Source organism: Burkholderia sp. MSMB1498, assembly GCF_001526245.1.
Lineage (GTDB): Bacteria > Pseudomonadota > Gammaproteobacteria > Burkholderiales > Burkholderiaceae > Burkholderia > Burkholderia savannae.
Window position 1 is genome coordinate 63,120 of sequence record NZ_LOYJ01000132.1, and the last position, 15,068, is coordinate 78,187.

Below are 15,068 nucleotides of genomic sequence, written 5' to 3' on the forward strand. Positions count from 1 at the left end.
ACGTCGCCGCGCACGATCGCACGACCGACGAAACGCCAAGCTTATGGAATCGCCCGAAGCGGAACAAACATCGATTTGCGAAATACTTATTGCAAAGGGCTATCCGGCAATGAGCGACGTGCGCGGACATCGCGCCGCACGCATCTCACGCATCTCACGCATCGCACTCGCCGCGTGCGGCCCGCATCGCGCGCAGTCCGCACGCTCACGCGTCGCCACACGCGCTCGACCGAACGCCGCAGCACTCGGCGCCGCGTCCCGGCGGTCTCGACGCCGCACGCGCGCGGCTCATCCGCGCGGGCGCATCGTCAGGCGCATCGAGATTCGGTTCGTCGAGCAGCGCGACAGGCCGCGCGACGTAGTCGCACGGCGTGAGCCCGACCGCCCGCCGGAAATGCCGGCCGAGGTGGCTCTGGTCGAAGAAGCCGACTTCGGTCGCGACGACGGAAGGCGGCACGCCCCGCAGCAACAGATCCTGCGCGCGACGTATCCGCACGCGGCACAGATAGCGATGCGGCGACAGGCCCACTTCGTCTCGAAAGCGCGCCGCGAATCGCGACACGCTCAGGCCCGCGACGTCCGCGAGCATGTGCAGATTGAGCGGCTGCGCGAAGTGCGTGTCGATGAAGCGCAGCGCGCAGCACACGGCGCGCGATACGGGGCGCGACTCGGGACGTGATACGGCGCGCGACTCGGGACGAGACCCGTGACGAGACTCCGGGCGTGCCCCAGGGCGCGCCGCAGCGCACGCCGCAGCGGGCGCGACGGCGTCGATGCGATCCGGAACGTTCGCCATGCGCGCTCCGTCACGCCGCCGCTTGCGCGACCGTTGGCGGCGACACGAAGCGCGCGATCGAAAACGGCTCGATCGGGGTGCGCGTCGCGCCGCTGTCGATCAGTTCGGCCATCGTATCGCCGACGCCCGGCCCGAGCTGGAAGCCATGCCCGCAAAAGCCGAATGCGTAATAGAGGCCGTCGACCTTCGCGCTGCGTCCCATGATCGGGCGATCGTCGGGCATGTAGCCTTCCACGCCGCTCCACACGCGGATGATGTTCAGCCGCGCGAGCGCGGGCGCGACGCGCGCGAGCTGGCGAAACTGCAGCAGCGTGCTTTCCGGCAGCACCTTCGCGCGGCGCTCGTCGAGATACGCGCTCGCGCGCGCGCAGCCGCCGATCACGATGTTGCCGCGCTCCACCTGCCGGAAGTACACGACTTCCTCGATGTGCGGCGACGATACGCCGACCACCGGCCGGATCGCGTACGGCACGGGCTCGGTGACGGCCATCTGCGGGCCGTTCACCTCGATCGGCACCGCTTCGCCGAACTGCGCGCTCAACTGGCTGCCCCACGCGCCCGCGGTCACGAGCAGATTCGGCGCGCAGAACACGCGGCCGTCGGCGGTGCTCGCGCGGAACGTGTCGCCGTCCTTCTCGACGGTCACGATCGCGGTGTTCTCCTCGATCCTCGCGCCCGCGCGCGCCGCCGCGCGGCCGAACGCCGGCGCCGCGAGCCGCGGGTTCGCATGGCCGTCCATCTCCGAATGCGACGCGCTCAGGATCTCGGGGCCGAGAATCGGAAACTTCGCGCGCATCGCCGCGCCCCGGTACAGATCGAGCTTCAGCCCGTAATGGCTCGCTTCCTTCGCGTAGGCCTCGAACGTGTCGTCCTGCTCCTGCCGGTAGCACACGCGAATGTGCCCGGTCTGCAGGAACTCCGCGCTGTGTCCGATCAACTCGGGCAGCCGCCCCCAGATCTCGCGCGACCGGTTCGCGAGCGGCAGTTGCGGCAGGTAGCGGCCCTGCCGGCGCACGTTGCCGAAGTTCGTGCCGCTCGCCTGCTGTCCGATCAGCGCGCGTTCGATCAGGATCACCGAACGTCCGCGCCGGCGCAGGAAGAACGCGGCCGCCGCGCCCATGAAGCCGCCGCCGACGATCACCACATCCGCATCGGCCCGCATCACGATTCCTCCACTGTTTCGTCCGTCGCGCGGGTGCGCGGCGTGTCCTCGCTCGCGCGCGTGGCGATCGCGAGCGGCTTGACGGGCGCCTGCCCGCGCAACCGGCCGACCGCCTCGAGCGGCAGCTTCGTCGCGTCCGCGATCACCTCGGCCGCCGCGTGGCCGCAATAACGCCCCTGGCAGCGCCCCATGCCGACGCGGCTGAACGCCTTCGCGCGATTCGCCTCGCACGCGCCCTCGTCGCGGATCACGCGGCGCAGCTCGCCCGCGCTGATGCCCTCGCAGCGGCACACGATCGTATCGTCGGACAGTTGCGCAGCCTGCCGCGCGGGCCACGGAAACGCTTGCGCGAGGCCCGCGCGAAAGCGGTCCATCTTCGCGAGCGTGCGTTGCAGCGCGGCGATCCGGCGTTCGTCGACCGCACGCCCGAGGTCCTTCAACGCGGCGAGCGCGGCGAGCTCGCCCGCCGCCTCCGCGCCGTCCGCGCCGAGAATGCGCGCGCCGTCGCCCGCCAGATAGACGCGCTCGACGGTCGCCCGCCCCATGTCGTCGCGCTGCGGCAGCCACTGGCGCGTGCCGGCGTCGAAGCGGAACGCGCACCCCGCGAGATCGGCCAATTGCGTCTCGGGCCGCAGGTGATAGCCGAGCGCGACCGCATCGCAGCCGATGCGGCGGGCTTCGCCGCGCGCATCGCGATAGCTCACGCCCGTCACGCCGCACGCGTCGCCGCCGTGGATTTCGATGGGGGTCACGCCGGTTTCGATCGTCACGCCGCGCTCCTTGAGCGACGCGACGAGCCGCGCTCCCTTGAACAGCGCGTCGGGCCGCGCGAGCAGCTTCGGCAGCGCGCGCAGCCGGTTGCGCGCGGGCGACGTGTCGAGCACCGCCGCGACGTTCGCCCCCGCCTGCACGTACTGGCTCGCGACCAGATACAACAGCGGCCCCGTGCCCATGAACACGACTTCCGAGCCGATCGCGCACGCCTGCGCCTTCAGCGCGATCTGCGACGCGCCCAGGCTGTATGCGCCCGCGTATTGCCAGCCCTTCACGGGCATCAGCCGATCGGTCGCGCCGGGGCAGAGGATCAGCGCATCGTACGGATGGCGCGCCGAGCAACCCGCGCGCATCGTGTAGAGCGCGCCGCCCGACACGTTCCACGCGAGCGTGTCGGGCGAGTAGTCGACCATCGCGCGCAGCCGCTCGAACGTGCCGTGCAGATCGAGCGCGCGTCGCGCCTCGGTGCCGTACAGCTTCGCATACGGCCGCGAGAACTGTTCGGGCTGCCGACGATAGATCTGCCCGCCGTCGCGGCGCCCTTCGTCGATCACGAGCGCTCGCACGCCCGCCTCCGCCAGCGCCGCCGCGCAGCGCACGCCCGCCGGCCCCGCGCCGACGACGATCACGCGAGGTTCGGCCATTGCGCCTCCGGCTGTCGCGTGACGACGTCGAGCGACGCGTCGACGAGCGTCGTGCACGCGCGCACGCGCCCGCCGTCGGCCGTCCATACCCAGCAGTCCTGACAAGCGCCCATCAGGCAGAAGCCCGCGCGCGCCTCGGGGCCGAATTCCGATTGCCGGACATGGCCCGTGTGGCAAAGCATCGCCACGAGCAGCGTGTCGCCTTCGAGCGCGTCGACCGCTCGCCCGTCGACGCGAAACGTCACGGTTGCGCGTTCGGTCTCGGCCAGCCGAACGAATCGCGATTTCATGGGTGCCCTCCAGTCGCTCCGCGTGAACGAAGCGCATCGTGATCGGAAGCGGCGCGGCGCGCGCCGGGCGTCGTCGGCTTCAATGCAGGATGTCCTGCAGGCGATAGTACGCACCGACGAACGGCAGGAACCACGCGTGCCCGAAGTGGCCCGGCATCGCCGGCCAGTCGAGCTCGCGCCACGGGTTGCTCGCGGCCGCGCCGTACAGCACGTCCGCCATCACGCGGCCCATGTGCACCGACATCTGCACGCCGTGGCCGCTGTAGCCCATCGAGTAGTACAGCCCTTCGTGCTGGCCCGCGCGCGGCAGGCGGTCGGCCGTGATGTCGACGAGGCCGCCCCAGCAATAGTCGAGCCGCACGTTCGCGAGCTCCGGAAAATACGCGGCCATCCCCGCTCGCAGGATGTCGCCGCTCTTCGCGTCGGAGTGCGGATTCGACAGCGCGAAGCGCGCGCGGCCGCCGAACAGCAGGCGATCGTCGGGCGTCACGCGAAAGTAGTTGCCGATGTGGCGCGTCGTCACGTACGCGCGCCGGTTCGGAAACAGGCGATCGAGCTGCGCCTTCGGCAGCGGCTCGGTGACGACGATGAAGCTGCCGACGGGCGCGATGCGGCGGCGGAACCACTGGAACGGGCCGAGCTGCGACGCGCCCGTCGCGACCAGCACGCGATCCGCGCGAATCGTGCCGCGCGTGCTCGTGATCTCATGGCGCTCGCCGTCGAGGCGCTTCAACTGCGTGACTGCCGCGTGCTCGTAGACGCGCGCGCCGCGCGCGACGGCCGCGCGCGCGAGCCCGACGCCGAACTTGCCCATGTGCATCTGCGCGCCGGTACGTTGCAGCAGGCCGCCGTAGAAGCGGTCCGAGCCGACTTCGTCGCGCATGTGCGCGGGTTCGATCAGCTCGACGTCCGGATCGACGTCGCGGCGCAGCAGCTCGAAAGTCTTCGCGAGCCCGGCGAAATGCTGCGGCTTCGCCGCGAGCTTCAGCTTGCCGGTGCGCAGGAAGTCGCAGTCGATCGCATGCTCGGCGACGATCGAATCGACGGTCGCGACGGCGCTCGCATAAGCGCGATAGAACGCCTGCGCGCGCGGCGCGCCGACGCGCGCGGCGAGCGCCGCGTAATCCTGCGCAAGCCCGGTGTTGCACTGGCCGCCGTTGCGCCCGGACGCCTCGGCCGCGATCTGCCCCGCTTCGAGCACGACCGCCTGCACGCCGCGCTTCGCGAGTTCGAGCGCGGCCGACAGCCCGGTGAAGCCGCCGCCGATCACGACGACGTCCGCGCGCCCTTCGACGGGCGCCTCGCAGCCTTCGCAAAATTCCGGGCGCGTATCCAGCCAGTACGATTCGAATTTCATCGGTTCCTTCACACGATTGACCCACGCAGGCGAGCCGGCGTCGCGCGACGCCGGCTCGCGCCGATCACAGCCCGACGACGCCCGCGAGGCCGCCGATGTCCTTGATCTCGGTGTAGCCGTAGAACGGCGTTGACGGCTCATGGCCGCGCGCGACGAACACCTTGTTCCGGATGCCGATGTCGTGCGCGGACATCAGGTCGTAGCGCAGGCTCGACGACACGTGCAGGATGTCCTCCGGGCCGCAGCCGAGGTTGTCGAGCAGATATTCGAACGCCTGCAGCCGCGGCTTGTACGCCTGCGCCATCTGCGCGGTGTACACGCGATGGAACGGCGCGCCGAGCTTGTCGACGTTGCGCTGGATCTGATCGTTCGACGCATTCGACAGGATCACGAGCGGAATCTCCTTGGCGACCTTCGCGAGCCCTTCCGGCACGTCCGGATGCGGGCCCCAGGTCGGCACCGCGTCGTAGAACTTCTGCGCCTCGGCGTCGTCGTACGCGATGTGCCAGCGCTTGCAGGTGCGGCGGACCGCGTTCTTCACGACGTCCTGATAGGGCTTCCATGCGCCGAGCACTTCGTCGAGCCGGTACGCGGCGAAGTCCTTGACGAACTGCTCCATGTTCTCGGCGCTCACGCGATCGGCGAACAGCTCGCGCGCGAGGTCGCCCATCCGGAAGCGCGTGAGCGTGCCGTAGCAGTCGAACGTGATGTATTTGGGCTTGAATCGGGTCATGTCCTTGTCCTGTAGCTTGTCCAGTAATCAGCAAAACCAGGCCCGTGCGACGGGACCATTCGAAACTCGGAAACCGCGCGGCGGCGGGTGCGCGACGCATGCCCGCCGTCCGCCTTCGCGAAGCCGCGGCGCACCGCGATCACGCCGCCGGTCACGCCTGTTGCCAATCATTTAATCACCTTCAAAAAGCCGAGTTGCCTTGTATTGGCGCTCGCGCGGCACAGAATCCACCGTTTTTTCCGATCCGCGCAGCACACTATGCGGCGCGGATTTCGGCGCGGCGGCGCGGTGTTTTTCGGCCGCTGTCCGGGCGCTGCCCGGATGCTGTCCGAAAGCCGTCCGGCCGACGCCCGGCAGCTTTTCCGCCAGCGTCGAACGCTTCGCGATCGCGCAAGCGCACGCTCGCGCGATCGATCGGCGCATCGAACCGACACGTACCCGACGATGCACGCCGCGCTGCCGCTGCCGCTGCCGCATCAGACGTTCTCGCCGAAATCGATCAGCACGCTCTTCACGCGCAAATTCGCTTCGTAGGCGTGACGGCCGAGATCCTTGCCGATCCCCGAGCTCTTGTAGCCGCCCGTCGGAATCGCGAAATCCGCGGTGCGCCCGTAGCGGTTGATCCACACGGTGCCCGCCTCGATCGCGCGCATCATCCGCAGCGCGCGGCTCAGATCGGCCGTGTGCACGCCCGCCGCGAGCCCGTACCGGTCGTGCGCGGCGAGCGCGAGCGCCTCGTCGTCGTCGTCGAACGCCTGCACGGTCAGCACCGGCCCGAAGATTTCCTCGCGCACCGCCTCCGCCTGCGGCGTCACGCCGGTAAGGATCGTCGGCGCGTAGAACGCGCCGTCGCCCGCCAGCTCGATCCGCGCGCCGCCCGCGGCCGCGTGTGCGCCGCCGTCGAGCGTGCGCCGCACGATGCCGTCGATCCGCTGAAGCTGCGGCGCGGAGATGATCGGCGGCAGCGTCGTGCCGCGCGCCCACGTCGCGCCGGGGCGCAGCTCGGCGAACGCGGCCGCCACCGCGTCGACGAAGCGCGCCTGAACCTTGCGCTCGACGATCAGCCGCGAGCCCGCGACGCACACCTGCCCGGCGTTGCCCGCGATCGCCGCCGCGACGCGCCGCGCGACGCGCTCGAGATTCGGCGCGTCGGCGAACACGAGCTGCGGGCTCTTGCCGCCCAGCTCCAGCGTCACGGGCTTGGTGCCGTGCTGCGCGCACGCGGCCATGATCGCGGCGCCCGTCTGGCTCGAGCCCGTGAACGTCACTTTGGACACCTTCGGATGCCGGCACAGCGCATCGCCCGTCGTGCGGCCGTCGCCGTGCACGACGTTGAAGACGCCGGGCGGCACGCCCGCCTCGATCGCGAGCTCCGCGAGCCGCACCGACGAGAACGGCGTGAGCTCCGACGGCTTCAGCACGACCGCGTTGCCGGCGGCGAGCGCCGGCGCGATCTTCCACGACGCCATCACGAGCGGAAAATTCCACGGTGCGATCGCGGCGACGACGCCGTACGGCTCGGTGATCGTCATCCCGAGATGGTCGGCGCGCGTCGCCGCGACTTCGCCGCCGACGCGGTCCGCGCACTCGGCGAAGAAGCGGATGCCTTCGGCCGTGAACGGCACGTCCCAGCGCGCGGCGTCGGCGATCGGGCGCGTCGAGCCGACCGCTTCGAGCGGCGCGAGCGTCGCGACGTCGGCCTCGATCAGCTCGGCCCAGCGGCGCATTGCGCGGGCGCGTTCGCGCGGCGCGCGGCGCGCCCAGTCGCTCGTCCTGAACGCAAGCCACGCATCGTCCACCGCCCGGTCGACGAGCGACGCGTCCGCCGCCGGCAGCGCCGCGTAGGCGACGCCGTCCGACGGCCGCTTCACGTCGATGACGCCCGGGCCGTCGACATGCCGGCCGCCGATGAAGTGCGCGCTGCGGACCGCGACGCGCGCGGGATCGAAACTGTCCATCGTGTGTGTTCCTGAAACATGGAGAAAAAACGGCGCGACGCGCGCGGCGGCAGCGCTCGCGATGCGCGGCGACGACGGCGCATGCTCGCGCCGCGGGCGACGCCGTCGATGCCCGCAATGCCGGCCATGCGCGCAACGCGGCCGCCTCTTGCGGCACAAACCGAAACCGCGCCGCGAGAGACGCGTCGCGCGAGGCCCCGCGACGCCGTCAGCGCCGCTCGCATCGTGTGCATTCGTCGGGCGGCGCCGCGCATCGCGCTGCGCCGGCCGCACCCGTGGCGGATGCACGCGGCGCGGCCCGGCGAACGACGCATCGACGAGTTCGCCGCCCCTGTCCGCGCGGCCGCCCGGATCGTCCGCGACGTACGCATCGAGCGCAGCGTTCGCACGACGCCGCGCATCGCGTCACACCGCCTGCGTCAATTGCGGATACGCGCGGCACAACTCGGCGAACAGCGCATCGACGAGTTCACCGCCGCCGCCCGCGCAACCGGCCCGGTCGGCTGCGATGCGCGCATCGAGCGCGTCGAACAGCCGATGTTTGATGAAGTGGCGCCATTGCACCGGCACGCCGGCGAGGATGCGCGTGAGCGCCGCGTAGCGCGCGACCGTCCACTTCGCCTCGAACGCGTCGCGGTACGCGCCGAACGCGAACGCCGGCGCGGCGTCGCCCGCTAGCCGCGCACGCGCCGCTTCGCGCAGCGCGGCCGTTCCTTCGACGTCGATCTCGTCGCCGTCGAGCGCGACGCCGTACACGTCGCGCGCAACGTCGGCGCTCACGTAGCCGCGCAGCACGTCGTCGCGCACCTTCGCCGGCTCGCGCTCGATCGGCCGGCCGTAGCCGCCCGCGCCCGCGCCGACGAGCCGGATCACGTCGCCCGGCGCGCAGACGACGAGATCGTTGTTGTCGAGCGCCTCTTCGCGCGGCGTGCCCGGATTGCGCGTGAAGCGCGCGTTGCCGCCCGGCCGCCCTCCGTGCAGCCCCCACGACGCGAAGCGCGTGCGATCGCGATTGCGCGCGGTCACGAGCGTGTTCGGCGCGAACACCTGGAACTCCATCACGAGCCCCTGCCCGCCGCGATGCCGCCCCGCACCGCCCGAGCCCGGCGCGACGCCGTAGCGCGTGATCCGGATCGGCACTTCCGTCTCGTTGATCTCGACCGGCGTGTTGCGCAGGAACGCGTTGTTCGCGCCGGAGCCGTCCTCGCCGTCGTCGGCGGCGCTGCCGCCCGCGCCGCCGCCGATCGGCCCGATCGACGCCATCACCGTCTGCCCTTCGCGGTTCATCGTCTTCACGCTGAGAATCGACAGCCCGCCCGCCGGGCACGCGGCGAGGCGCTCGGGCACCGCGCGCGCGAACGCGCCGAAGGTCAGCAGATGCAGCAGCTTGCACGTGAGGCTGCGCATGCCGACCGCGGCGGGCGGCACCGCGTTGACGACCGAGCCTTCGGGCAGCACGCAGCGCGCGACGCGCAGCATCCCGGTGTTCAGCAGGATGTCGGGATCGAGCGTATAGAGCACGTACACGAGGCCGACGAGCGCGAGCGCATGCCGCTCGTGTCCGCCCGTCGGCATGTTCAGCGACGATTGCAGTTGCGGATCGCTGCCCGAGTAGTCCATCTCGACCTCGCCGCCGCGAATGCGCGCGGTCAGCGCGACGCGCATCGGCTTGCCGTTCGCCGAATCCTCGTCCGCGTATTCGGCGAACGAGTAGTCGCCGTCGGGAATGCCGCGCAGGATCGTGCGCGCCTGCTCCTCCGAATAGTCGAGGAGCGCGCGCATCCCGGCCTTGAAGCCGTCGATGCCGAAGCGCTCGACGATCTCCAGCACGCGCCGCTCGCCGGTGTGCAGCGACGCGAGCTGCGCGAGCAGATCGCCGACGTTCTGCTCGGGCGCGCGCACGTTCGTCGCCATGATCCGCACGAGCGCGTCGTCGACGACGCCCGCGCGCACGATCTTGCAAGGCGGAAAGCGCACGCCTTCCTGCTGGATCTCGGTCAGCGTGCGCGACAGCGACGCCGGCACCGCGCCGCCCATGTCGGTGTTGTGGATGTGCCCGCCGACGAAGCAGACGATCTCGTCCGCGTAAAACACCGGCTTCCAGATCACGATGTCGGGCGTGTGGGTCGCGACGAAGCCGCTGTACGCGTCGTTCGTCATGCAGACGTCGCCCGGCGCGTAGCTGTCGATCATCCGGATCACCGAGCCGTAGTCGAGCCCGACGTACCACGTCGCGCCGAGCGTCTTCGGCGACGCGAACGTGAGCCCGTCCGGCGTCATGATCGCGCACGAAAAATCTTCGGTTTCCTTCACGAACGTCGAATGCGCGGTTCGCACGAGCGTGTACGCCATGCTTTCCGCCGCCGCGACGCAATAGTTCGCGAAGATCTGCAGCACCGATTTGTCGAATTGCATTGCGTTCTCCGGATCAGTTCGCGCGCGAGAGGATCAGCTGGCCGAGCGCGTCGACGCGGCCGCGGTAGCCCGGCAGCACCGTCGTCGTGCAGTCGTCCTGCGCGATCACGGCCGGGCCGTCGAAGCGCTGGCCCGCCTTCAGGTCGCGGCGCAGGTAGAGCGCCGCATCGTGGAACGCGCCGTTCATGAACACGCGGATCGTGCTCACGGGCGCGGGCGGCGCGTCGCTCGCGTCGACGGCCTTCAGCGCGGGCTTCGGCGTCGCGGCCGAGATCACGAGCCGCAGCGCGACCACCTGCACGCGCGCGCCCGGATCGCCGTGGCCGTACAGGCGCGCGTGCTCGCGATGAAACGCGTCGCGCAGCGGCGCGGGATCGCCGCCGTGCAGCCAGTCGAGCTCGAGCGGCGTGTCGATCTCGAACGACTGGCCCTTGTAGCGCATGTCCGCCGACACCGCGATTCGCGCGTCGCGATCGTCGCCGATCTGATCCGCGATCCATGCGCGCGCCGCGCGTTCGAGCGCGCGCGCGTCGTCGGAAAGGCGCGCGAGCGACGCCGCGTCGAGATCGTAGTAAGCGGTCTTCACGAAATCGTTGCGCGTATCGGCGATCAGGCCGCCCAGCGCGCTCAGCACGCCCGGCGCGATCGGCACGACGATCTCGTCGATGCCGATCGCGCGCGCGAAATGGCACGCGAGCATCGGCCCCGCGCCGCCGAACGGCAGCAGCGCGAACGCGCGCGGATCGATCCCGAAGCGCGACACGATCCGGCTCACGCCCGCGTACATCCCCGACACCGCGACGTCGACGATCGCCTCGGCGGTACGGTATGCATCCGCGCCGAGCCGCTCAGCGAGCGCGTCGATCGCGCGATGCGCGGCCGCTCGGTCGACCTTCACCGAGTCGTAGCCGAGGCTCGCGTTGCCGATCACGCCGAGCACGACGAACGCGTCGGTGATCGTCGCGCGCGTGCCGCCGCGCCCGTAGCAGACGGGCCCCGGATTCGAGCCCGCGCTGTCCGGGCCCACCTTCAGTACGCCGAAATCGTCGACCCACGCGATCGAGCCGCCGCCGTCGCCGATCGACGACACGGACACCGAAGGAATGTGGATCTGGAAATCGCCGATGTATTCGCCGCTCGCGTACTGCGGCTCGCCGTCGACGATCAGCGCGACGTCGGCGGTCGTGCCGCCGATGTCGAGGCTCATGCAGCGCGCGAGGCCGCTCTGCCTCGCGACGTACGCGGCGCCGATCACGCCGGACGCGGTGCCGGACAGGATCATCTGCACGCAGTTGGTCTTGCCCGCTTCGGCGCTCATCACGCCGCCGTTGGATTTCGTGACCTTCATGTCGCACGCCACGCCCGTCTGCGCGAGCGCGCGCTGCAGCGAGCCGAGATAATGCGACACCTTCGGCTGCACGTAGCCGCCGATCACGGCGGTCGACGTGCGCTCGTATTCGCGGATGATCGGCCACACGTCCGACGAGCACGACACGAAGAAGCCCGGCATCTCGCGCTCGACGATCGCCTTCACCGCGTGCTCGTGCGCCGGATTGCGATACGCATGGAGCAGCGCGATCACCACGCCTTCGCACTTCGCGCGCCGCAGCCGCGCGATCGCGTCGAGCACGCTCGCCTCGTCGACGGGCGTCTCGACGCCGCCGTCGGCCGCGAGCCGCTCGATCACGCCGAACACGCGCTCGCGCGGCACGAGCGGCGCGGGGCGCTTCGACAGCAGGTTGTACATGTCGGGGCCCTTCAGCCGCGCGAGGTCGAGCACGTCCTCGAAATGGCGCGTCGTCACGAGCCCGAGCCGCAGGCCCTTGCGCTGCACGACCGCGTTCACGCCGACCGTCGTGCCGTGCGTGAAGTACGCGACGTCGCGCGGCGCGATCCCGTAGCGCTCGCCGAGCGCCTCCATTCCGCGCAGCACTTCGCTGCCGGGGCTGTCCGGCCGCGAAAACACCTTCAGCGTCTTCAATTCGCCCGTCGCGTCGTCGAGCACCGCGAAATCGGCGAATGAGCCGCCGATGTCCACCCCGATTCGGATTCCCACGAAGATTCCTCGTTCATTGATGCCCGGCGGACGCGGCCCGCCGAACGACCGGAAAGACCATCCGAAGCCGCGCTTCGGGACGCGCGGCCGCGCGCCGGCGAGCGCCGCGCCGCTTGCGCCGCCCGCTTCACGCGCGCTCCGCGCCCGCGAGCGCCGCCGCCGCGGGCAGCGCCTGGAACTGGATCAGGTCGGCCTCGCTGCGATGGCAGAGCACCTGCGCGCCGTTGTCGAGCGTGCGCATCGACGGCGTCGCCCGGTTGCACACGCCGTCGATGCGCGCCGCGCAGCGCGGCAGGAACGCGCACAGCTCGGGGTTGTCGGCCGGCGGGCCGATCGGCGCGAGCGGGCGGCGGCAGCGCTCGGTCGCGTCGTCGAGCCAGCCCGCGCGCAGCTCGGGCGCGGACGACACGAGCAGATGCGAATACGGATGGAACGGCGGCGCGCACAGCGCGTCGCGGCTGCCCGTCTCGACGCGCCGGCCCGCGTACAGCACGACGATGTCGTCGCTGATCGCGCGCACCTTCGCGATGTCGTGCGTGATGAACAGATACGACACGCCGAGCTTGCGTTGCAGGTCGCGCAGCAGCTCCATGATCGCCGCGCCGACCACCGTGTCGAGCGCGGACGTCACTTCGTCGCAGAGGATCAGATCCGGCTCGGCCGCGAGCGCGCGCGCGAGGTTCACGCGCTGCTTCTGTCCGCCGGACAGCTCGACCGTGCGGCGCGCGGCGATCGACGCCGGCAGCCGCACGAGCTCGAGCAGCTCGGCGACGCGCCGCCGCGCGCGCTCGCCCTTCATCCCGTGATAGAACGCGAGCGGCCGCGCGAGCGTGCGCTCGACCGTGTGCGCCGGATTGAGCGCGGTATCCGCGTTCTGGAACACGATCTGGATGCGCCGGTACTGCTCCTTCGTGCGGCGGCCCAGATCGCCCGGCAGCGGCGCGCCGTCGAGCAGCAGCTGGCCGCCCGCGGCCGGCACGAGGCCCGCGATCACCTTCGCGAGCGTCGTCTTGCCCGAGCCCGATTCGCCGATCACGCCGACGGTTTGTCCGCGGCCGATCGACAGCTCGACGTCGTCGAGAATCGTCTTCGCGGGCCGGCCCTTCGCGTCCTTGCGGCCGTAGCCGGCCGTCACGCGCCGCACTTCAAGGAGCGGCCGCGCGGCGGCCCGCGCCGTCGCGCCCGAGGCCGCGCGCGCGAAATCGCTCGGCGTGACCGCGGCGATCAGGCTCTGCGTGTACGGATGCGCCGGCGCGTGCAGAATCTGCTCGGTGTCGCCGATCTCGCGGATGCGGCCGTCGCTCAGCACGACGATCCGGTCCGCCATCTGCGCGACCACTGCGAGATCGTGCGACACGTACACGGCCGTCATCCCGCACTGCCGGATCACGCGCTTGAATGCCTGCAGCACGTCGATCTGCGTGGTCACGTCGAGCGCGGTGGTCGGCTCGTCGAGGATCACGAGCTCCGGATCGGTGATGAGCGCCATCGCGGCCATCAGCCGCTGAAGCTGCCCGCCCGACACCTGGTGCGGATAGCGCGCGCCGATCTTCTCCGGCTCGGGCAGCGCGAGCGCGCGGAACAGTTCGACCGCCTTCGCCTCGGCCGCGCGCCGCGTCAGCGTCTTGTGGATCAGCGCGCTCTCGATCACCTGATCGAGGATCGTGCGCACCGGATTGAACGCGGCGGCCGCGCTCTGCGCGATGTACGCGACCTTGCGGCCGCGCAGCGACGCGAGCGCCGGGTCGGACAGCGCGCGCACGTCGGCGTCGCCGACGCGGATCGCGCCGCCCGCGATCCGGCAGCCGCTGCGCGCGTGGCCCATCAGCGACAGCGCGATCGTCGTCTTGCCGGAGCCCGATTCGCCGATCAGCGCGAGCACTTCGCCGCGCCGCACGTCGAAGTCGACGCCGTGCACGATCGTCGTGACGGGCTCGCCCGGGCGGCCGCCGACGACGCGCAGCCCGCGCACCTCGACGAGGTTTTCGCGATTCGCGTTCATTCAGTGTTCTCCTGCGGCGAGCGCCGCGTCGCTGCGGCGGCCGCGGTGCGGCAGGCCGTCGATCAGCAGGTTCACGCCGACCGTGACGATCGCGATCGCGAGCGCCGGCATGATGACGACGGGCGAGCCGTCGCCGAGCCCGGCGATGTTCTCGCGCACGAGCGAGCCGAGGTCCGCGTACGGCGGCTGCACGCCGAGGCCGAGAAAGCTCAGGCCGCTCAGGAGCAGCACGACGAACGTGAAGCGCAGGCCGGTGTCGGCGAGCATCGGGTGGATCATGTTCGGCAGCATCTCGACGCACGCGATGTAGACCGGGCTCTCGCCGCGCGCGCGCGCGACCTGCACGTATTCGTATGTGCTGATGTTGAGCGCGAGCGAGCGCGCGATCCGGTACGAGCCCGGCATGTAGCTGATCGCGGCCGTGACGATCAAAAGCGGCAGCGACGAGCCGAACACCGCGACCAGCATCAGCGCGAACATCTTCGACGGGATCGACGTGATCGCGTCGAGCAGGCGGCTCATCGTTTCGTCGACCGCGCGGCCCGCGACCGTCGCGAGCAGGCCGAGCGACGTGCCGGTGATCGCGGCGAGAAGCGCCGCCGCGAGCGCGAGCAGCACCGTCAGGCGCGTGCCGTAGATGATGCGGCTCAGCATGTCGCGGCCGAGGTAGTCGGAGCCGAGCGGCAGCTTCGCGCTGAACGCGGCGAACACGTCGGCCGACACGATCGAGCCGACCGAGTGCGGCGCGAGCCACGGCGCGAACACCGCGACGAACAGCGCGACGCTCACCATCGCGAGGCCCGCCCAGCCGCCCTTGGACAGCCGCAGCCGCGCGGCGAGCGGCTTGCGCGCGGCGCGCGGCGCGCGCGAGCGGCGCCGCG

12 protein-coding genes are annotated in these 15,068 nt (G+C 71.0%); all 12 read right to left on the reverse strand.

Annotation, left to right across the window (positions count from 1 at the left end; translation table 11 throughout):
* Window positions 1-205: 205 nt before the first annotated feature.
* The gene (locus tag WS91_RS35320) at window positions 206-646 is read right to left on the reverse strand and encodes a helix-turn-helix transcriptional regulator (protein WP_226377256.1); all 441 of its coding nucleotides are present in this window, start codon (window positions 644-646) and stop codon (window positions 206-208) included.
* 160 nt (window positions 647-806) lie between these two features.
* The gene (locus WS91_RS31495; RefSeq protein ID WP_197422300.1) at window positions 807-1,958 is read right to left on the reverse strand and encodes an NAD(P)/FAD-dependent oxidoreductase; all 1,152 of its coding nucleotides are present in this window, start codon (window positions 1,956-1,958) and stop codon (window positions 807-809) included.
* The gene (locus WS91_RS31500; protein ID WP_059671681.1) at window positions 1,958-3,376 is read right to left on the reverse strand and encodes an FAD/NAD(P)-dependent oxidoreductase; all 1,419 of its coding nucleotides are present in this window, start codon (window positions 3,374-3,376) and stop codon (window positions 1,958-1,960) included. The genes WS91_RS31495 and WS91_RS31500 overlap by 1 nt, the downstream gene beginning before the upstream one ends.
* Window positions 3,358-3,666, reverse strand: a complete 309-nt coding sequence (locus WS91_RS31505) for a (2Fe-2S)-binding protein (RefSeq protein ID WP_038755128.1) — start codon at window positions 3,664-3,666, stop codon at window positions 3,358-3,360. The genes WS91_RS31500 and WS91_RS31505 overlap by 19 nt, the downstream gene beginning before the upstream one ends.
* Window positions 3,667-3,745: 79 nt before the next feature.
* Complete coding sequence (locus tag WS91_RS31510) at window positions 3,746-5,023, reverse strand: NAD(P)/FAD-dependent oxidoreductase (protein ID WP_038755125.1); 1,278 nt, start codon at window positions 5,021-5,023, stop codon at window positions 3,746-3,748.
* 64 nt (window positions 5,024-5,087) lie between these two features.
* Window positions 5,088-5,756, reverse strand: coding sequence for a haloacid dehalogenase type II (locus WS91_RS31515; RefSeq protein ID WP_059575630.1), 669 nt, complete (start codon window positions 5,754-5,756; stop codon window positions 5,088-5,090).
* Between the two features lie 171 nt (window positions 5,757-5,927).
* Window positions 5,928-6,233 carry a hypothetical protein gene (locus WS91_RS36605; protein WP_156432583.1) on the reverse strand — a complete coding sequence of 102 codons (306 nt, stop codon included), beginning with the start codon at window positions 6,231-6,233 and terminating at the stop codon, window positions 5,928-5,930.
* Entirely contained in the window at window positions 6,233-7,714 is a 1,482-nt protein-coding gene (locus tag WS91_RS31525) for an aldehyde dehydrogenase family protein (RefSeq protein WP_059575635.1), read from the reverse strand. Before WS91_RS31525 ends, WS91_RS36605 begins: the two co-directional genes overlap by 1 nt.
* 405 nt (window positions 7,715-8,119) lie before the next feature.
* A complete protein-coding gene (locus tag WS91_RS31530; RefSeq protein ID WP_059671683.1) occupies window positions 8,120-10,129 on the reverse strand; it encodes a hydantoinase B/oxoprolinase family protein in 2,010 nt (669 codons plus the stop codon).
* Window positions 10,130-10,142: 13 nt separating this feature from the next.
* On the reverse strand, window positions 10,143-12,185 hold the full coding sequence (locus WS91_RS31535) for a hydantoinase/oxoprolinase family protein (protein ID WP_038755111.1): 2,043 nt from the start codon (window positions 12,183-12,185) through the stop codon (window positions 10,143-10,145).
* Window positions 12,186-12,312: 127 nt separating this feature from the next.
* Window positions 12,313-14,187, reverse strand: a complete 1,875-nt coding sequence (locus tag WS91_RS31540) for an ABC transporter ATP-binding protein (protein ID WP_038755107.1) — start codon at window positions 14,185-14,187, stop codon at window positions 12,313-12,315.
* The coding region (locus WS91_RS31545) for an ABC transporter permease (RefSeq protein ID WP_059671684.1) at window positions 14,188-15,068 on the reverse strand (881 nt) is incomplete at its 5' end.

Coding starts and splice junctions, on each gene's coding strand:
- WS91_RS31495 (WP_197422300.1), bottom strand. CDS start 1,958: ATGCGGGCCGATGCGGATGTGGTGATCGTCGGCGGCGGCTTCATGGGC.
- WS91_RS31500 (WP_059671681.1), bottom strand. CDS start 3,376: ATGGCCGAACCTCGCGTGATCGTCGTCGGCGCGGGGCCGGCGGGCGTG.
- WS91_RS31505 (WP_038755128.1), bottom strand. CDS start 3,666: ATGAAATCGCGATTCGTTCGGCTGGCCGAGACCGAACGCGCAACCGTG.
- WS91_RS31510 (WP_038755125.1), bottom strand. CDS start 5,023: ATGAAATTCGAATCGTACTGGCTGGATACGCGCCCGGAATTTTGCGAA.
- WS91_RS31515 (WP_059575630.1), bottom strand. CDS start 5,756: ATGACCCGATTCAAGCCCAAATACATCACGTTCGACTGCTACGGCACG.
- WS91_RS36605 (WP_156432583.1), bottom strand. CDS start 6,233: ATGCGGCAGCGGCAGCGGCAGCGCGGCGTGCATCGTCGGGTACGTGTC.
- WS91_RS31525 (WP_059575635.1), bottom strand. CDS start 7,714: ATGGACAGTTTCGATCCCGCGCGCGTCGCGGTCCGCAGCGCGCACTTC.
- WS91_RS31530 (WP_059671683.1), bottom strand. CDS start 10,129: ATGCAATTCGACAAATCGGTGCTGCAGATCTTCGCGAACTATTGCGTC.
- WS91_RS31540 (WP_038755107.1), bottom strand. CDS start 14,187: ATGAACGCGAATCGCGAAAACCTCGTCGAGGTGCGCGGGCTGCGCGTC.